The organism is Sediminitomix flava, assembly GCF_003149185.1.
GTDB lineage: Bacteria > Bacteroidota > Bacteroidia > Cytophagales > Flammeovirgaceae > Sediminitomix > Sediminitomix flava.
Map to the genome: position 1 here is coordinate 169,053 of NZ_QGDO01000004.1, position 19,227 is coordinate 188,279.

General features: G+C 35.6%; 13 protein-coding genes and 2 tRNA genes. 11 read left to right on the forward strand and 4 right to left on the reverse strand.

Going from position 1 to position 19,227, the window contains the following annotated elements; genetic code table 11:
- Window positions 1-101: 101 nt before the first annotated feature.
- From BC781_RS25520 to BC781_RS16270, 7 genes are all read left to right on the forward strand, one after another.
- A tRNA-Glu gene (locus BC781_RS25520) sits at window positions 102-209 on the forward strand.
- Between the two features lie 28 nt (window positions 210-237).
- A tRNA-Glu gene (locus BC781_RS25525) sits at window positions 238-345 on the forward strand.
- A gap of 211 nt (window positions 346-556) precedes the next feature.
- Window positions 557-1,753 (forward strand): glycine C-acetyltransferase, encoded by a 1,197-nt coding sequence (gene kbl, locus BC781_RS16250; protein WP_109619708.1) that lies wholly within the window; start codon window positions 557-559, stop codon window positions 1,751-1,753.
- A gap of 368 nt (window positions 1,754-2,121) precedes the next feature.
- Window positions 2,122-2,526, forward strand: a complete 405-nt coding sequence (locus tag BC781_RS16255; protein WP_146201713.1) for a hypothetical protein — start codon at window positions 2,122-2,124, stop codon at window positions 2,524-2,526.
- A 148-nt stretch (window positions 2,527-2,674) separates the two neighbouring features.
- Window positions 2,675-3,562: an alpha/beta fold hydrolase gene (locus BC781_RS16260; RefSeq protein ID WP_109619713.1), complete on the forward strand. Its 888-nt coding sequence runs from the start codon at window positions 2,675-2,677 to the stop codon at window positions 3,560-3,562.
- Window positions 3,563-3,567: 5 nt separating this feature from the next.
- Entirely contained in the window at window positions 3,568-4,059 is a 492-nt protein-coding gene (locus tag BC781_RS16265) for an RNA polymerase sigma factor (protein WP_109619715.1), read from the forward strand.
- Window positions 4,046-4,654 (forward strand): hypothetical protein, encoded by a 609-nt coding sequence (locus BC781_RS16270; RefSeq protein WP_109619717.1) that lies wholly within the window; start codon window positions 4,046-4,048, stop codon window positions 4,652-4,654. Before BC781_RS16265 ends, BC781_RS16270 begins: the two co-directional genes overlap by 14 nt.
- Before the next feature lie 44 nt (window positions 4,655-4,698).
- Here BC781_RS16270 and BC781_RS16275 read toward each other — a convergent pair whose 3' ends face one another.
- Entirely contained in the window at window positions 4,699-5,271 is a 573-nt protein-coding gene (locus tag BC781_RS16275) for a hypothetical protein (RefSeq protein ID WP_109619719.1), read from the reverse strand.
- A 277-nt stretch (window positions 5,272-5,548) separates the two neighbouring features.
- Here BC781_RS16275 and BC781_RS16280 point away from each other — a divergent pair, with 277 nt between their 5' ends.
- From BC781_RS16280 to BC781_RS16290, 3 genes are all read left to right on the forward strand, one after another.
- Complete coding sequence (locus tag BC781_RS16280) at window positions 5,549-6,760, forward strand: LA_2272 family surface repeat-containing protein (protein ID WP_109619721.1); 1,212 nt, start codon at window positions 5,549-5,551, stop codon at window positions 6,758-6,760.
- A gap of 98 nt (window positions 6,761-6,858) precedes the next feature.
- Window positions 6,859-7,302 carry an outer membrane insertion C- signal gene (locus BC781_RS16285; RefSeq protein ID WP_109619723.1) on the forward strand — a complete coding sequence of 148 codons (444 nt, stop codon included), beginning with the start codon at window positions 6,859-6,861 and terminating at the stop codon, window positions 7,300-7,302.
- Window positions 7,303-7,535: 233 nt separating this feature from the next.
- Window positions 7,536-8,684 carry a cystathionine gamma-synthase gene (locus BC781_RS16290; RefSeq protein ID WP_109619725.1) on the forward strand — a complete coding sequence of 383 codons (1,149 nt, stop codon included), beginning with the start codon at window positions 7,536-7,538 and terminating at the stop codon, window positions 8,682-8,684.
- Window positions 8,685-8,837: 153 nt separating this feature from the next.
- Here the strand turns inward: BC781_RS16290 and BC781_RS16295 are convergent, their stop codons facing one another.
- The gene (locus tag BC781_RS16295) at window positions 8,838-11,024 is read right to left on the reverse strand and encodes a tetratricopeptide repeat protein (protein WP_109619726.1); all 2,187 of its coding nucleotides are present in this window, start codon (window positions 11,022-11,024) and stop codon (window positions 8,838-8,840) included.
- A gap of 181 nt (window positions 11,025-11,205) precedes the next feature.
- On the opposite strand from BC781_RS16295, the gene BC781_RS16300 reads away from it, so the two are divergent.
- Window positions 11,206-14,184, forward strand: a complete 2,979-nt coding sequence (locus BC781_RS16300; RefSeq protein ID WP_109619728.1) for a tetratricopeptide repeat protein — start codon at window positions 11,206-11,208, stop codon at window positions 14,182-14,184.
- Between the two features lie 591 nt (window positions 14,185-14,775).
- On the opposite strand, the gene BC781_RS16305 is transcribed toward BC781_RS16300, so the two are convergent.
- Window positions 14,776-17,979: a glycosyltransferase family 117 protein gene (locus BC781_RS16305; RefSeq protein ID WP_109619730.1), complete on the reverse strand. Its 3,204-nt coding sequence runs from the start codon at window positions 17,977-17,979 to the stop codon at window positions 14,776-14,778.
- A 232-nt stretch (window positions 17,980-18,211) separates the two neighbouring features.
- Complete coding sequence (locus BC781_RS16310; RefSeq protein ID WP_245935625.1) at window positions 18,212-18,940, reverse strand: tetratricopeptide repeat protein; 729 nt, start codon at window positions 18,938-18,940, stop codon at window positions 18,212-18,214.
- Window positions 18,941-19,227: the final 287 nt, after the last annotated feature.

Here is a 19,227-nt window from a genome sequence, read left to right on the forward strand (position 1 = left end):
TCTCGAGGGTGGAGATCGCAGCATAAAGCTTCAGCCTAACTGCTCCGTGAAGGTTCGAATCCTTCCCTTACAGCTATTAAAATTACAACAACAAGTTACACTGTGAGGTGACGAAATTGGCAGACGTACCCTCCTCTCTCGAGGGTGGAGATCGCAGCATAAAGCTTCAGCCTAACTGCTCCGTGAAGGTTCGAATCCTTCCCTTACAGCTATTAAAATTACAACAACAAGTTACACTGTGAGGTGACGAAATTGGCAGACGTACCCTCCTCTCTCGAGGGTGGAGATCGCAGCATAAAGCTTCAGCCTAACTGCTCCGTGAAGGTTCGAATCCTTCCCTTACAGCTTTTTTCATCTGGTAAATAGATGAATTGGTTAGTAATTCAGGGATACATCAAAGATTTTGGTCGTATCCTTTTACTATTACAGTCCTTCCCTCCTTTATATCTTCTATATTTTCTTGGAGAAAATTACATATTTGATTTGCTTTACAGCGGATTAAAGTAAACTATATTGTTTACTTTAAACATTACTATAAACACAATTTGATAAAACCATGTTTGATACGCTGAAACCTAAGTTAGAGCAGGAAATTGCTGCTATTAAAGAAGCAGGTCTTTACAAAAGTGAAAGAGTTATCACTACACCACAAGGTGCAGAAATTAAAACAGACAAAGGTGAAGAAGTATTGAACTTCTGTGCAAACAATTACCTTGGTCTTTCATCTCATCCACAAGTAATTGAAGCTGCAAAAGCAGCTATTGATAGCCATGGTTATGGAATGTCATCAGTTCGTTTCATTTGTGGTACTCAAGATATCCATAAAGAACTTGAAAAGAAGATTTCAGAATTCTTAGGAACAGAAGACACAATCCTTTACGCAGCTGCATTTGATGCTAACGGAGGTGTTTTTGAGCCTATCTTAGGCCCTGAAGACGCAATTATTTCAGACACCTTGAATCATGCTTCAATCATCGATGGAGTTCGTTTGTGTAAAGCCATGCGATACAGATATATCCATAATGACATGTCTGATCTTGAAAAACAACTTCAAGCAGCAGATGAGGCAGGAGCTAAAAATAAAATCATTGTAACTGATGGTGTATTCAGTATGGATGGTACAATTGCTCAGTTAGATAAAATCTGTGATTTAGCTGACAAGTACAATGCCCTTGTTATGACTGACGAATGCCATAGTACTGGTTTTATGGGTAAAACTGGTAGAGGTGTTCATGAGCATTGTGATGTAATGGGACGTATTGACATCGTGACTGGTACACTAGGTAAAGCACTAGGCGGTGCTTCTGGAGGTTTTACTTCTGGTCGAAAAGAAATCATTGATATTCTTCGCCAACGTTCAAGACCATATTTATTCTCAAATACACTTGCGCCATCCATCACGGGTGCTTCTATTGCTGTATTCGATTTACTTTCTAGCACAACTGAGCTAAGAGATAAATTGGAAGAAAATACGCTTTACTTCCGTGAAAAGATGACAGCTGCAGGCTTTGACATCAAAGAAGGTGTTCATCCAATTGTTCCTATCATGCTTTATGATGCTCCACTATCTCAAAAGTTCGCTGAGAAATTATTGGAAAGAGGAATTTACGTAATTGGATTCTACTACCCTGTTGTACCAAAAGGACAAGCTCGTATTCGTGTTCAGATTTCTGCTGCACATTCTAGAGCGCACTTAGATAAAGCAATAAATGCCTTTACAGAAGTTGGAAAAGAACTTGGTGTTCTTAGCTAATATGAATTAATCATATTATATATTTTAAAGACTACTATTCTAACACGAATGGTAGTCTTTATTTTTTAATCTGAATCATACTCGAGTATTAAATTGTTTAATTGCGATCTATAATTTGAATTTTCACGATCAAAGTTTTCATTTTCTTATAACAATTAAGACTACTCCAATATTTTCCCGAACTAATTGCACCTAAACACTGCTTTTTTAACAAAGTTAATATATTTAAACCTAAAGTCTTCAATGATTTTTTATTGAAAAACGTATTTGATCATCATTATTACTCAATAGCTAAAACTTTAGCCTCTAAATCATTTTAGAGTATTTTTTTGCCATCAACATTAAATCTTTACCATTGACTAATTGCTATGTATCCAACATTCCACCAACAGGTACTTAACCGCTTGACCGATATCCGTCCGGTCATTGAAGAATTACGGGAGATGCAGTTCCAGAAATGGAAGTATCAATTATTCGTATCAGACATCGAACAAGAATTTGACCTATCCAATTTCCAAGTAGCCTTCTTAGATCTTTTGAGCTTAAAATATAAGTGTGATATCTATCCTGCTGTTCAAGAAAAAGTACATCAAGAATTCTATACTTATTACGGAGGTAAAAAGGATGATATCCGAATCTTTCTTCAAGGCTTAGAGATACCTAGCGAAGCGAGTAAAAAATGGCGATTGATTTATGAAGATGATGAAGCTGAAGCAATTGTAAATATCTATTTCAGTGGTTGGGATTTTGAAATGTCAACTTTAATAGGCTGAAATAAAAAATATTCCCATACAAAAACCACCCTGAAACCTATTTCAGAGTGGTTTTTTCTTTTTTATCAAAAAAAGATGAGAAAAAGCTGTAAGAAAATAAGCAACTCCACGACTAAAGGAACGAACTCAAAAACTTAAAAAACTAATCATGAAAAAAATTATCTCAGCACTCGTTTCATTATTCCTTTTCACTTTCAACCTAAATGCTCAATCTTCAGATGCTTTCAAAGTTGAAGTTACAGGAAAAGGCCCTTCATTCTTTCTAATCCCAGGTGCTTCATGCGGTTCAAATGTCTATAACCAGTTTGTTGAAGACCATCAAGATAAATTTCAGTTTCATAAAATCACATTGGCTGGCTATGCTGGAAACCCTGCCTTAGAAGGAGACACTTTCTTACCAAATGTTACTTCTGCAATCTCGGCATACATCAAACAACATAAAACAGATAACAGTATCTTGATGGGGCATAGCATTGGAGGATTTATTTCATTACTTCTAAACCAAAATGAAGCTCTAATTAAACGAGTAATTATCATAGATACACTTCCTTTTTTACCTGCCTCTATCAATCCATTAGCTACCGAAGATAACATGAAGGCTTTCATTCATCAGTTTGTTCCTGATTATACCAAAATGAAAAACGCTGATTTTGAAGCTCAACTCATACAAAATCTAAAAGGGATGGTAAAAAGTGAATCTCACATCGATTTTATCATGGAAGAAGCACAACATACCGATAAAAAAACGATGACGGTAAGTATGAGAGAACTTATGACTACCGACCTCAGGAACAAACTCAACAATATAAAATCTGAAGTACTGGTTCTTTATCCTTGGGATTCTGATTTGTCGAAAATTTATCCAAACTTCACAAAAGAAAGAATTTCAACAGTATATCAAACGCAATATTCTGGTATTGAGAACATCCAACTCGAAATGATTGAAGATGCTAGACACTTTTTAATGTTAGACCAAGCCGAAGTTTTCTCGAAAAAGGTCAATCAATTTTTAAATAAACCAATCGCTGTGAAATAACTGCTATGAAAAAAGAAGAACTATTTCAGCAAATCATAAAGGAGCATAAGGACAAGTTATTCCGATTGGTATATGCTTACCTCTATGACAAATCTGCTGCAGAAGACCTCATGCAAGAAGTGTGGATAAATGTTTGGGAAAGTCTATCTAAATACAAAGGCGATGCCCAGCTTTCCACTTGGTTGTATCGGATTACGGTAAATACTACTATTTCATTCAACAGAAGTAGCACACGCAAAAAAGACCTTAATGAAACCTATAAAAAAGAAGCTTTCACAGATGATTACGACTTCGAAAAAGATGAACAGATCAATATGCTCATGAAAGCAATTCATCAGCTGAAAGAAGATGAAAGGTTAGTGATCGGTTTAGTCTTAGAAGACCTTAGTTACAAGGAAATCAGTGAAGTATTAGGTATTTCGGTCAATAATATTGGCGTAAAAATTAACAGAATAAAAAATAAACTCTCAAAAATATTGAATCATGAACGAGCTTAAAGAATTTAAAAACGCTTGGAATCAAGTAAAGGCATCAGATAATATAAAACCATTAGAATTAGATAAATCATTTCTAGCGAAGCTGAAAGAAATAGATAGAAAAATAAAGAACGAAAATATAGGACTTACAATAGCATTCGGGACATTAGCGGGCTTGTTTACTTACATCTGGTCTATTTTGCCAAGTTCTTTTTGGCTTGCTCATGTAAGTTTAATTGGAGTAGCAATCTTACTGTTCGTTTCTATGGGTATTTTCTGGTATAGAAAGTTCAACTTAAATAAATATGATTTCTCTGCTGAAACCTCTGTATTTATAGAAGAATTACTTAAAAAACTTAAGTTTCAGTTATGGGTCACAAATAATTATATGTATTTCTACACAGGTATTTTATATACTTTTATCATGATTTATTTGAGCCAAATATTGGCTTTAGGCTCATTGAAACTACAGCTTATAGGATATGGGGGAGCAACTTTATGGATGGTTTTAGTTCTTTATTTTGGGATGAAAAAGAAGAAAAAATCAAATAAAAATAAGATTGTTCCTCTCATAGATCAACTTAAAGAACTTCAACATAAACTAAATAAAAACTAAAAAGAAACCGTTCTAGCCTCAGTACTAGAACGGTCTCTTTTTTTCTATAAGGTAGAAACTTCTACACTCTCGTTATAAGTGAGAATAAACTCCACTAGAGATTCATAAAAAATAGAGTGCTTTTCAAGTTTAGCCATAGCATCTTGATCATCCTCTAAAAGAATACCTAAATTCTTCTTTGATAAGCGTACCATTTCGCCATCTGTCCCCAATGAGATTTGAGGTGGAAAATCTTCAGAATATAAAGCATCTTTTACTTTACTGCTTGAAAGCGCTTCCTCTGAACCGACATTTGAATGATAATTAAAGTAGAGCGTAATTCTACCTTGCTTATAAATCAAATAAGGGGTTTTATTTTGATGTACACGCACAATCTTATCTTCCTCTTTCTGATATCCCCAAATATTCTGCTCACTCAAAGGTAAAATAACCTTCCCTCCTTCTGTATCTTTTAAAAGAATTGCATAACGTCCATTTTTGCTTTTGGTGCCTACGTATTCAGCATAAGTCTTTAGCTTTTTATCAAGAAAGGCTTCATGCGACTCATAAACTCCTACTTGCGAAAATGCTGTGGTAAAACAAAAACAAGCGATTAAAAATAAGGTCAACCTTTTCATATCAGATTGATTTTAAGATGAGTGAATAGATGATGAATAGAAATAAATGGGTGAATATCACAATACTAACATAGTACCTATTCAAGAAAATATATCAATCCTGAAAAGGCTTTTCGATCAACCTATTATGAATTGAGATCAACCATACTTTTTTGGCGATTAAAGTTTTTTCCAAAAAAGATTAAAAAAAAATGAGGTAAGGATAGGGGTTATTGTTTCATGAAGATACTTAGAGATGTAGAACATGAAATTGTGAGATAGATTAATCCAACATATAATGAAAAAATTCACTTTAATAACACTAACAACCCTTCTTATCAACATTTGTAGCACAGCAACTTTTGCACAGTCGCAAGTTGATTCATTAAACCATATCCCATTAGTCAAAAACGAAATTGCAGATGATTACTTCGGAGTTCAATTTGCTCTTGCTAGTAATCATGTCTCTAAAACTATGCGTGGTATTCAGTGGAGTTTTGGAACGAACAAGGCAGATGAAGGATTTAACGGATGGCAATTTGCTCTCGGAGGAAACATCAACGGTGGCGATACAAAAGGCTTTCAGTTAGGGCTAGGCTACAACCGTGCAGATGACTCCATCATTGGATCTCAATTCGGCGCAGGATTTAACTCGACATCACACCTTAAAGGACTCCAAGCTGCAGTTGGGGCAAACATAGCAGATAAAGCTCACGGTGTACAAGTTGGTTTATACAACCAAGCTGAAGAATTATCAGGGGTACAAATCGGTGTTGTCAATACCGTATTGAAAGAAAGAAGTCATGGATTACAAGCTGCAGCGGTAAATGTCAGTACCTCTGAAGTATTAGACGGCATACAACTTGGTGTTGTCAATACAGCTAAAGATGTAGAAGGTCTTCAAGCAGGTTTCTTGAATAAATCTGACAAAATGGATGGACTGAGCATTGGTTTCATTAATGTCGCGGACTCTTTAGATGGGCTGAGTATTGCTCCTTTCTCTTTTATCAAAGATGGTATTGCTGATTTTGAACTAAGTTATTCAGATAACTTCCAGTACAATTTTAGCTTTAGATCGGGTAAAGAATATTTCTACTTCATTTGGACTGGTGGCGTACAAAACACTGACGACTTCAACAGATACGGCCTTGGTGGTGGTATTGGTACACAATGGAATATGGCTCACAAAGGTTTAGTGAAAGGTAGTTTTGAACTTACGCACATGTTTGTAAAAGATGATAGACAAATTGACTGGGGCGATGGGCAGAACTATTTATCACAAGGTAGATTAAACATCATTGTAAACCTTGCAAAACCAATTTCTTTAGTAGCTGGACCAACGCTTAACTACTCTTACCAAAGCGGTAATTGGGTAGATAAAGATGCTCCTAGCTTTACTAAAATTGACCCAATGTATGAGTACAGACAAGAATATGAACTTTCAGATAAAGTAACCGAACACAAACTTTGGCTAGGTTTCCATGCAGGTATCAGAATCCACCTGTATTAAAATTTCTGAATAACAATTGCCAACTTTTTAAAATAAAAAGATTAGTTGCTCTGTGTTTCCTATGACATAGAGCAACTAATCATATAAAATTAGAGGATATGAAAAGGTACTTTTTTATAGTGTGCTTTCTTTTAACACTAACCGAATTAAAAGCTCAAGAAGTTGGGCTAAGAGTTAACAACACAACAGGTTCTAATGTAGGAATTGGAGCCACTTTCTTTTCTGAAAATTCACAACGTTTACATACAAGTGTTTCATTTAATAAAGGCTTTGGTATTGAAGCTTTATGGGATTATATGTTTAATCCTTTTAGTGAAAACAATGCAACTGAAGCGCTAAACTTCTACGTTGGCACAGGATTATTCACACTCATCAGTGACCCTACAGAATTTGGAATTACTGCTGAAATTGGAGCTGAATATCGTTTTAATGAGCCCCCTCTCGTATTAGGAGTTGATTGGCGGCCTCAATTCGAAATCATCCAAGAAGGGGCTTTCCGGGCCAATAGTTTTGGTATAAATATTAGATGGTGCTTTAACTGACAATATGAATAAAGCCTTAATCTTTATTTAGAGTCAAATAAGCACTATCAAAAGATAATAAATAGTTCACCCTTGAAATCCTTGGAGTATCTTACTTCGAGGATTTTTTTATAAAAAGGTGATTAAAAATCCACCAATAGGAAAATACTTTCTGAAATACACATTTTTTAAGAATGCCTAAAGCTGTTGTTTATTAACTTTTTATCTTAGAAAGATAGATTAAAAACAACACTATGAAATTCGGAACAAAAACAATACATGCAGGCATTAAAGCAGACCCAAGTACAGGTGCGATAATGACTCCAATTTTTCAAACGAGTACATATGTACAAGCAGCTCCTGGAGACCACAAAGGTTATGAATATTCGAGAACACACAATCCAACTCGTGATGCCCTACAGGCAAATCTTGCGACATTAGAAAATGGTAAACATGCCTTGTGTTTTTCATCTGGTATGGCTGCCATTGATACTGTTATTCGATCTTTCGCACCAAACGATGAAGTCATAAGCACAAATGACTTATATGGAGGCTCTTACCGTATTTTCACAAAAGTTCATCAGCTTAACTCTGGGATTAATTTCAAGTTTATCCCAATGCAAGATTTATCTAGTATTGAAGAAGCGATCACTCCTAAGACTAAGCTCATTTGGGTAGAAACACCAACCAATCCCCTAATGAACATTATAGACATCAAAGGGATTGTTGACATTGCTAAAAAACATAACATCAAAGTAGCTGTTGATAATACTTTTGCGAGTCCATTCCTCCAAAGACCACTTGAGCTAGGGGCTGATATTGTCATACATTCTATCACAAAATACATAGCAGGTCATTCAGATGTCATTATGGGAGCAGTTATTTTGAACGACGACTCTTGGGCTGAAAAACTCGCCTTCCTACAAAATTCATGTGGTGCAGTACCTGGCCCACAAGATTGCTTTCTGACTTTAAGAGGTATAAAAACGCTACATCTCAGAATGAAGGCACATTGTGAAAATGGCTCTAAGATTGCCCAATTTTTGGTCAATCACCCTAAAGTAGAAAATGTATATTGGCCTGGATTGGAAAGTCATCCAAATCATCAAATTGCGAAAGATCAAATGGATGATTTTGGTGGAATGCTCTCTTTCACATTGAAAGATGATGCTATTGAAAAAGCATTTGAATTGATGTCTTCTCTAAAAATTTTCTCACTTGCTGAATCTTTAGGAGGTGTAGAATCGTTATGTGGACACCCAGCAAGCATGACTCATGCAAGTATTCCAAAAGAGGAAAGAGAAAAAGCTGGATTAAGAGACACATTAATTCGATTGAGTGTCGGCATTGAAGACGCTGACGACTTGATAGAAGACTTGAGTGTAGCATTAGATAAAGTCTGAAAGCTTTAAGCTACACAACAAACTTTCTAACTATGCAAAAACAAAACGACTTCCCTACTGTAGTTGCTCTGAGTTGTTTTATAGGAATGGCAGTAACCGTAATTGGTTACTGTATCTGGAGTATACTGTAGAAAATTAAAATCCCAATCAAAATTAAGAAGTCTGATCGGCATCTTTATCCATGGTTGGGATTTTCACTCCCATCACCAAAATATCATCTACCTGTTCTTCATCACCTTCTCTCATCCATCTATTCAAAGTAGAGTTCAGTAATTCATACTGTCGATTGAATGGCTTATCATGATTCTCAGCTATGATTTTACACATTTTCTTACGTTTAAACTTTTCATTTTTCAAACCTCCAAATTGGTCTTGATAACCATCCGAGAACATGTAAACATAAGTATCAGTAAATAATTGCAAGCTGATATCCTCAAATTCTCTCAACTCCTCAAGTTCAGTCATACAAGCCCCAATCGACTTCTTTGTACCTTTAAATAATCGATCTTTATTATTTTGAATGACATAAATAGATGATCGAGCACCAGAAAAAGTAATGGTATTCTCTTTTTCATTAACACAACAAAGAGCGACCTCCATCCCATCATTAAGATGTGTGTCTTCTTGATTGAGTAAATATTTCACTTCTTCATGAACGTGACCTAATATTTTAGAAGGCACGTATTCTTGCTGTTCTATGATCACTTTATTGAAAAGTTCATAACCGATAAGAGACATGAAAGCACCAGGCACACCATGACCTGTACAATCGGCAGCAGCAAAGAAATGAAGTGTATTATCTTCTTCTGGTAATTTTATATTTTGGTAGTAATAAAAGTCTCCACTAACAATATCTTTTGGCTTATAAAGAATAAAAGAGTCAGCGAAATAATTTTTGATTTTATTGGCACTGTACAAAATTGCAGCTTGAATACGCTGAGCGTAAGCGATACTATCTGTGATATTTCTTTTTTGATCTCTCAGTAGCTCATTCTGCTCATTAATACTTACTTGCTGTTGGAGAATTTCGTCTCTTTGTTCCTTAATTTCTTCGCTTTTTTGCTGTATTTGCTTAAATGCACGCTTGGTCGTCTTACGTGATTGATAAAGGGAAATAGCCGAAAAAGAAATAAGAATCAGTAATATTCCACCAATAAAAATGACCAATTGTTGAGAGGATTTATTTTTCTCTAACAGAGCTTCTCTTTCTTTTAATAATCCTATCTCACGTTGTTTACTCTCAATATCATATACCGCTTGTAGTTCCGACATTACTTCTAGCCTTTCAAGACTTATCAGACTGTCTTTCATGGTAGAATACTCATGGTACCACATCAAGGATTGTTCATAATCTCCTTCGTGTTCGTATAAATCTGATAGAAGCTTGAGAGCATTTACTTCCCATTGAATTCCGCCCATATCACGAGCGTGCTCCAAACTAATTTTTGCATACTTTTTAGCATGCATCAATTGGCCTTGTGCAAAATAAATTTCAGATAAGTAAAGTGTGTATTGAGCTAAAGGAAGAATATCCCCTAGTTTTTCAAAGATTCTAACAGCCCCTGTTATGTATGTTTTAGCTAATGCTAGCTTCTCTCCTTCTTGATGAATACGTCCAAGGATTCCATAAACATAAGCCAAGTTAATCTCTTCGTTGTATTTAGAAGAAAGTGTCAGCGCCTTCATTTCATATTCTAAAGCCTCTTCCAAGCTTCCTGTTTCCAACAAGATTTCGCCCATGTTCAGATACAAATCAGCCAAGGCTAATTCTTTCTTTCTTAACGTCAACGCTTGATCTCTAGGTCCCAAATCATCATAAGGTGTATCAATAATTTGTTGTTGAATTTCGATACCTAACTTATAATTAACTAGTGCTTTTTCATAATCTTTCTGACGAGCATAGGTCACTCCCATATTGTTGTAAACAAGAGCAATTCCAAACTGATAATCAGAGTCTCTGTATACACGAAGAGCATCAAACTTATATTCATGCCCTTTTGCATATTTACCTAAACGCTCATAAGCAGAAGATAGTAAAAGGTAGATTTGCCCCTCAAAATGTGGCTTTGACCATTTTATCGCAAAATAAAGTGCAATTTCAGCATCTTTAATCACTCCTTGAGGAGAATGCATTAACTTTAGCTGAATTGATTGCTCTAAACTATCCAAATAAGCCTCCCGATCAGTATCTTCAAACTGCACGAACTTCTCTTCCAACTGAATCAATTCATCAGTGGTCAAAGCGTACTGCCCCTTACTTTGAAGGGATACAAACGTTAGAAATACTGAAAATAAGGTGAAAATTATATTTTTTCTCCCCATTGCGGATGGACCTTTCATGAGTTAAATTTATTTTAGACAGTTCATTTTTAATAAAATGTCATGTTTTTTGCTCTTAAAGTTTAAATACTAGCAAAAACAAATCCAACACACATCTTGTACAATTATTTATTAGAAAAGTGCAATATTTGTAATCACTGGATTGTAAGGAAATTACGAAAAAAATTAAAAAATAAACTAAATGCGAGAGGAAATTCAGTTCTGGAAAAATTGGTCAAAAGAAGACCGTTTCCCTTTTTGGATAGGTCTACAATTGGTCATTGTCGGACTTTTTTGTACCTGTTTTTTCAAATGGCAAAGCACAGGAAATCTTATTCCTTGGAATGTAGTTTCTGAACTAAAGCAAGCTCAAATTTCGAATGAGTCTTTTAGTTTTTTCTTGTTTGACATCCCGATTCCTACCACTACTTATGTTACGGAGTCTTATTTTGCCGCAGGCTATTTCCAAATACATGACATGGTCTATTGGTTATATGGCATTCTGCTGATTGCTGGTTTATCCTTCTTACTTGCATCTATTACCGAACTGAGCTTAATGTGGTACTTAGGAGGTGTAACAATCTACACCATCTTTGCTATTTCCTTAAACCTAGATCATTTGCTTATTTTAGGGGATGTTCATCCAATGCTGTTCACCCTCATTGTATTACTCTCTGTTCTTCCTCTCTCCTATATTTTCAGAAGTATTTTTAAAACAAATACTCTAGTTCGAGTAGTCTCATTCTTACTTATACATGTAGTACTTGTTTTTACTGTAGCTTCATTAGCTCAAACTGCTTTACCATTAAAAACACTAATTGTAAACAGTACTTCACTTCCCCTTATTGCTTTCCTTGTGAGTTGCGTTTTACTTGCGCCAGAAATTATAAGAGGGATTGTTTACTTGCTTACAGATGGACGAAAAGGAGAAGGAACAGGAGCCTTACTCCACTTTTGTGTGGTTTCAGGTCTTTACATCTTAAACTTGGTATACCTTTATATTCAATACTTTTCTGTAAGTAGTCTTCCATTTTTTGTACATATTCCTGCTATTCTGATTTATGCTTTTTCAGTCGTGATAGGTTTATGGGGCTGGAAAAAAAGAGAGCAACACTATGGTAATTTCTTCCCATTTCATACTACAGGGGCTTACCTCTATCTCTCAGTAATCATTTTGAGTTTAGCATTCTTATCTATTAGCTACGGAAGTGGAAATAGTTCATATACTGAGTTAGCTGAAAAAGTCATCTTTATCACTTACATCGGCTTTGGTTTAGCAATCATTGGCTATGTTATTTCTAACTTTAATCCGCTACTGAAAAAACAGCTTGATGTACATAAAGTATATTACCTACCTGCCCGCCTGGAATACTCAATGGCTATTTTAATTGGCGTTGCACTAACTCTTGTCTTTGGTGCAAGGGGCTATACACATACTTATAATCAAACATGGGCTGGGTATTATAATAACAAAGCTTATTTAGAGTCTATGAAAGATGATTTGATGATGGCTGAACGCTATTACAATACATCTATGGCTTACGATCCTAAAAATCACTTCGGTTCTTACGGTTTATCATCACTAGGAATCGATCATGAGCATTATGGAACCGCACTAATGCTATTGAAGGACGCTTTACACCGTAGTCCTAGTCCACAAGCATTTGCCAACATGGGAATCTTAGAATGGACAAAAAATCAAAAACTAAGAGCTCTTTATCAACTTCAAAAAGGTATCAACACTTTTGAGAATAGCAGTGAGCTTAACACCAACTACGCCTACTACGCCAAACGTATGAACATGGCCGACAGTGCTTTATTCTATTTGAATCATGCACTTGATCATACTTATGAGCCGAATGTTCCACTTTCAAATATTTACGCTCATGCTGCTACTACACCAAACTTTAGTGCTGAATTACCAACTGAAAAGTCTGAAAAAACAGATTTTATGGTAAAAGGAAATCAGTTTGCAGCACTTTTAAATCAAAACATTCCAACTGCAGATGCTCTTGACACTTTAGCTTTTGAAGATTTTGATTTAAGTAGCTATGAGCTATTCTATGTCTGCAACTATTTATTAAATAAAAAAGAAGGTGTATCAGATGATGAACTCAAATTTGTTGAACAACTTGAATTAGCTAATCTGGGTACTGAAGATTTCACATTCCTTTTATATGCTAAAGCAGCTGTTCTTTATGCTAAAGGAGATGTGAAACATGCTATGCAACACTTCCAGCATTTGAGTGAAACATCTCCAAATACACAAAACAGGCATGATTTCTATTACGGTCTCCGACTTATGGAACAAGGGTTTTTCGATAAAGCAGCGGATGCATTTCACACTGCTTTTGTAAAAGGACATCCAGACGCCTTGTACTATCTAGGTTTAGCTTACAGTGAATCTGGTCAGAAAGAATTAGCGAAAAAGACTTGGACACAGATTCAAGAAATATACCCTGAAAATGCTCCAATTCAATTAATGAATCGATTGTACACAGAGGAACAACCTAAAGCAGATGATCAAGAATATTTGACATTCTACCTTCACTATAACAATCAGAATTTGTCTGATAAAGAGTTTGAAAACCTTTGTGGCCTATTTCAAGATGGTTCAATGCTTACTTATGCTTGGTTAGATAGAGCTGAGTACTTACTGAAGACTGAAAAACTAGAACAAGCAGCCTTAGTAATCAATGAATTAAATGTTTCTGAAGAATTAAAAGGACACTTTACAGCTCTTCAATTAGATTTAGAAATTAAAACTGGAAACTATAGCGAAGAAGGTTTCAATCAACTAGATATAGCAAAAGCTTATTGGGCAAATAAAAGTCTTGAACAACGATACCTAGCTGGCTATTATGAACATACCGGAGAAAAAGCACTTGCAAAAGTTGCTTACGAAAATGCAATACTAAACTCTCCTTATGATGAAAGCCTCTATTTGAACTACACTAAATTGTTATTGGAAGAAGAAGGTCAAACAACAAGGGCTTACGAAGTAATTCTTACAGGAGTTGAAACTCTAGACACAGACGAATTACAGAAACAATATGCATTTGTAAGTTTAAAAATGGGGTATGACGGTTTTGCAGAACATACGAAATCAATGCTTTCAGACCGTTTGAATGATCAGGCTTTCTCAGAATTTTTAGAGGAATACAATCAGATTGCTCTTTAATATTCTCATTTGAATACTAATAATCAGGGATTAATCTCCATTTAAGAAATGGAAATTAATCCCTATTTTTTCACAAATTATTTATATCACATTATCTTTCTTTTAAAACAAATTCAATACAAAGCCTCTTTTATTAGGAAAATATTAAAATTATTAACAACTCATCGAGTTTTGGGCATCGTACAGAAAATGAAATAGAAATAGCCTCTGACAGGTGTTTTTAAAACATTTAATAAGCCCTAAGTCAATTGGAAGTCGTAAGATGTGAAAAAAGTTAATTTCCTCTTGAAATTATCCTTCTTATATTTGAATAAGCAGTTTAGTAGAAAGAACAATAATGTTTATGACTACATAAACTTGCTGGTTTCTATTGTGTTTATCAAATGTTTATACAAACAAATAATTAGGTCTCTTTGAGATATAATTATTTTCATATCCTCTCATACGTGGTTTCAGGACGGCTTGTAAGTCGTCCTTTTTTTTAAACTTTATGAGAGTTATTAAAGATATGATCTAAACATTTTAGCTATAAAAAAAGGTATTGCTATAAGTAGCAATACCTTTTTTACTTCTAAAATTCACCTTTGTGAATTATCTATTTCCGTAAAGTAACTTATATGCTTCACCAAACTTATCCGAATACTCTTTTTCTTTCTCCGTGTAAAGCTTGATTAACTCTTTAGTTATCTCAACTTCATTATTATACTCTTCTTTAGGTAACTGAAGGTCTTCACCTCTATCTACCGCAGACTCCAACAAAGTCAGACGTTCTTTCTCCGCTTGAAGAGAACCTCTATAAAGCATTGCCAATTGCTGAAGAATCATCAAACCGCTTCTTCCATAAGAACTCGTAGACTTATCTCTGATAGCTGCTGCATAATTCACATTTTGAGAAGAACGACGAGCAATAGTTTCAGCTATTTCATTCGCTTTCTCATGATCTCCTAACTTATGGTAAAGCTCTACATATTTTGGAGCAAAGAAGCTATAAGGAATTGTCTTATCTGGAATTTCATTCAAAATAGAATCCATCACAGCTTTCGCCTCCTCATCTCTGTCTTTGTAATAAAGATCTTCTGCTAAACGGTAGAAGTTATTACGAGTATTTGCACCAAACTTACGGTACTCATCATCATAATAAACTGCCTCGTTGTTCATTTCTCTGAAACGGAAGTTCTTCACGTTCTCTAGCATTTTGCTAGTATTTACTTCTCCAACATCACTAGATTGCTCTGCTACGATAGGCATCAATCTGAATGTCATACCTTCCAATTGCAGGTACTTACGCAGATCCATCGCGATAGTCTGAGAAGAAGTATTGTTAAAATAAATAGGACGTTCCCAGTTACTTGAAACGATCAAATCTAATAATGCCAATTCATTTTTGAAGATATGTCTTCTTCCTGGACGAAGACTCCAAACCATTTTGTCTACAATTCGATCTTCTTTTTCTTTAGGCACTGCACCAAGCGATTTGATTTTTTCTTTATCAACATCCAATACAAATGTATCAGAAAGAAGTTTTGCAGTACTAGAACCGTCTGAAAGTCCAACTTGAACCATCGGGTGGTTTTTATTTACCAAGTTCACAAATGTCTTAGCATTAATTCCACCTTTTGCTCTTTCATCTGGTACTAAAGGAACATAATCATTTTTACCAGCTCTATAATTATGTTCACTAATGCTAAATGGTAAAGCATCAGATTCATATTCTTTATTACGCATTTGGTTCAAGTACCAATCTGTGCTGAAGTAACTCAATACTGCTACACGAACATCTGTACGGAAACCTTCTACGTTTTGAATATACCACAATGGGAATGTATCATTATCTCCTCCTGTAAACAGAATAGCATTAGGAGCACAACTCGCTAATGTATTTCGAGCTTGATCAATCGAATGCCAACGGTTTGAACGATTGTGATTGCTCCATCCTGAAGCAGCCATAATCAATGGCACAATAGCACAAAGAGCTGTTGCCGCAATTGGAGCTGATGCACCACTCAAGGCTTTCCCCAAACGATCTGCTAAAGCCATTACTCCAAGACCGGCCCACATTGCAAAGACATAGAATGAACCTACATAAATGTAATCACGCTCTCTTGGTTCAACAGGTGGTGAGTTCAGATAAACGACAAGGGCAATACCTGTAATCACAAACAAGATTGTCATTACCCAGAAACCACGCTTATCTCTATTATAGTGGAAGAACATACCTACAAGTCCCAAAATAAATGGAAGCATGTAGAAGTTATTTCTTGCTTTATTTTCAACTAATTCTTCAGGCAAATCAACTTGTGAGAATCCAACCGAGCCATCAGGCTGATACGCCATCGCATATTTATGCTCTTTAGAGTCAAATGGCATCATTACACCTGCGTCTTTTTCATCACTGTCTCTTCCTACAAAGTTCCAGAAGAAATAACGCAAATACATATGACCAAGCTGATACTTAAAGAAGAATTCTAGGTTTGTGAAGAAGTCAGGACTCTGTCCTTTTGCTAAACCTGTCCACTCTCTGTACAAGTCTGGGTGGTTCCCTTGACCACTGTACATACGAGGGAAAAGCATCATATCTTTAGAATCGTAATATCTTTCCGTGCTACGGTAATCGTAGATTTCATAGATACCCTTTTCTTTATTCATTCTATAAACTGGCTCACGATCTTTCTCACGCGCTTCACGTTCTTTTTCTGTACGTGCCTGCGTTTGCTCTGCCATAAAATGTGGTCCATAAATCAGCGGACGGTATCCGTATTGCTCACGCTTCAAATAAGAAACCAAGCTCATAATATCTTCACCCGGATCATTCTCATCAATTGGTGGCTCGTAATTAGAACGAATTACAATTACAGCATAAGACGTATAACCAATCAAAATGAAAGCGGCACTCAAAAATGCGGTATTCATTAATGAATTTCCAACCTTATGAGAATAGTAAATTCCGTAAACTACGCCTCCAATCAGAAGAATTGTGAAAATAAATGCACCAGAGCCAAATGGCATTCCCATTGAATTGATGAAGAAAATCTCAAATTTCCCTGCTAAAACAGGTAATCCAGGAATTGCTCCGTTTACAACTAAAAGAATACCACTACCAATAACTAAAGCAATGATACTCCCCTTCAAGTCTCCATTCGGGTTTTTCTTGAAATAGTAAGCCAAAGCCAATGCTGGAATCACAAGCAAAATCATCAAGTGAATACCAATTGAAAGCCCTAGAATATAAGCAATCAATAAAATCCAACGGTTTACGGTTGCTTCATCTTCAATGAACTGGATACGAAGTACAGCCCAGAATGCGATTGCTGTTAGAAAAGATGAAATCGCATAAACCTCTGCTTCTACAGCCGAGAACCAGAATGAATCAGAGAATGTGTAGATCAAAGAACCGATCACACCACCTCCCATCAATAGCAAGGTATTCTTTAGAGATTGACCTCCCTTTTCATTAGGCTTTAAGAATCTCATTCCGACAAGTACAATTGACCAGTGCATAAACAGAATGGTCAGAGCACTCATAAGTGCAGAAGAGAAGTTAATCCAATACGCAACCTTTTCAACATCGCCAAAGGCTAAGAAAGAAAAGAATCGGTTAATCAATAAATAAAGGGGTGTTCCTGGAGGGTGAGGTACCATAAGCTTGTATGATACTGCAATAAACTCCGAACAATCCCAGAAACTTGCAGTCTCTTCCATCGTCATCACATAGACGATCAGGGAGATTAAAAATACGCTCCAGCCCAACAGATTATTCACCTTGTTGAACTGCTTTTTTGTTAAACTCTGATTCATGAATTATTTATATTCTCACTTTTGGAATGTCTACAAAAAATCAGCTAAAGTTAATGCTATTATAGTGGATTACAAATTACCTAATAGCCACAACCAAGGGCGGATGCTGTTAAAAATCTACAAAAGAATAGACTATAGACAGATGTTAGTGAGTGGATAGAACTTAAAGTAAAAAAGCTACTCCAATTCTAAGTTCGGAGTAGCTTCATCAGATTTAGAATGGTGCTATTAATTATAGACCTAAACCTGCCAAATATTTTTTAGCATCTCTGCTTTCTGCTGAGTTTGGATACTCTTCGATAAGTGTATTGTAAGTTGCAGCTGCTGCATCTTTATCACTGTTTGCTTCTTGAGCAAAAGCAAGTTTTTGCAAGTATACAGGAGTGAACTCATCATTACCTTTGTAGTCAGCAGCTTTTTTGTAGAAAGAGATTGCATCTCCGTAAGCTTGCTTTTCACTATAAGCATCGCCAATCAAAGCATAAGCTCTAGCTTGAACCAAAAGATCGCTTGAGCTGAATTTTTCCAATTGAGCAATTGCGTTATCAAACTCACCCAACTTCAAATAAGAAAGCCCTGCATAAAAATGAGCCAAGTTGCCCGCAGGAGTAGAACTAAAGTCGTCAGCTACAGCTAACAAACCTGAAGTATAGTTTCCATCACCTTCCAATGCTGTTTGAAGAGAATCTTTTTCCATGTAAAAAACAGCCGAAGACAATTCCGCTTGAGCAGCTTGATCTTGTTTTTCGATGTACATGTTATAACCAAAGTAAGCTACAACTAATACACAAATACCTCCAAGTACTCCCGTAACTAATGATTTGTTTTCGTCGAAGAACTTTTGTGTTCTACTTAGTTCTTCTTGAAGAGCCTCAGTAGATTCAATGCTTTTCATAGCTTCTTCAGCAGCTGTTGGCTGGTGAGGCTGTTGCTTTTGATTATTTTCTTTTTTCTCTTTCATAATATTTTCAATTTTGGACGAAATCCAAAGTAAAAAATTTCCGTCCCCCCACATTTAATCAGAAGAAAAGTACTATAAAGATTTGGTTTTCACCTTTTAACGATTGTTGTTATCTCCTTCCTTTCTTATCAAAGGACAGCTTTACCCTAAAAATTTCATGGGGTCGGGCTTGTCAGTCCGCTAATTTAAGGGAAATCTCACAAATATCAAGAACGTTCACATACTTATAACTTATCTTGTAAGAATTATAAAATACGTTAAGCAAAATCAAAATTTCTGAAGACCAA

What these genes read in the sequence shown, in the direction of transcription:
- BC781_RS16300 (WP_109619728.1), top strand. Translation starts at nt 11,206, where the DNA reads ATGCGAGAGGAAATTCAGTTCTGGAAAAATTGGTCAAAAGAAGACCGT.
- kbl (WP_109619708.1), top strand. Translation starts at nt 557, where the DNA reads ATGTTTGATACGCTGAAACCTAAGTTAGAGCAGGAAATTGCTGCTATT.
- BC781_RS16255 (WP_146201713.1), top strand. Translation starts at nt 2,122, where the DNA reads ATGTATCCAACATTCCACCAACAGGTACTTAACCGCTTGACCGATATC.
- BC781_RS16285 (WP_109619723.1), top strand. Translation starts at nt 6,859, where the DNA reads ATGAAAAGGTACTTTTTTATAGTGTGCTTTCTTTTAACACTAACCGAA.
- BC781_RS16305 (WP_109619730.1), bottom strand. Translation starts at nt 17,979, where the DNA reads ATGAATCAGAGTTTAACAAAAAAGCAGTTCAACAAGGTGAATAATCTG.
- BC781_RS16280 (WP_109619721.1), top strand. Translation starts at nt 5,549, where the DNA reads ATGAAAAAATTCACTTTAATAACACTAACAACCCTTCTTATCAACATT.
- BC781_RS16260 (WP_109619713.1), top strand. Translation starts at nt 2,675, where the DNA reads ATGAAAAAAATTATCTCAGCACTCGTTTCATTATTCCTTTTCACTTTC.
- BC781_RS16275 (WP_109619719.1), bottom strand. Translation starts at nt 5,271, where the DNA reads ATGAAAAGGTTGACCTTATTTTTAATCGCTTGTTTTTGTTTTACCACA.
- BC781_RS16310 (WP_245935625.1), bottom strand. Translation starts at nt 18,940, where the DNA reads ATGAAAGAGAAAAAAGAAAATAATCAAAAGCAACAGCCTCACCAGCCA.
- BC781_RS16270 (WP_109619717.1), top strand. Translation starts at nt 4,046, where the DNA reads ATGAACGAGCTTAAAGAATTTAAAAACGCTTGGAATCAAGTAAAGGCA.
- BC781_RS16265 (WP_109619715.1), top strand. Translation starts at nt 3,568, where the DNA reads ATGAAAAAAGAAGAACTATTTCAGCAAATCATAAAGGAGCATAAGGAC.
- BC781_RS16295 (WP_109619726.1), bottom strand. Translation starts at nt 11,024, where the DNA reads ATGAAAGGTCCATCCGCAATGGGGAGAAAAAATATAATTTTCACCTTA.
- BC781_RS16290 (WP_109619725.1), top strand. Translation starts at nt 7,536, where the DNA reads ATGAAATTCGGAACAAAAACAATACATGCAGGCATTAAAGCAGACCCA.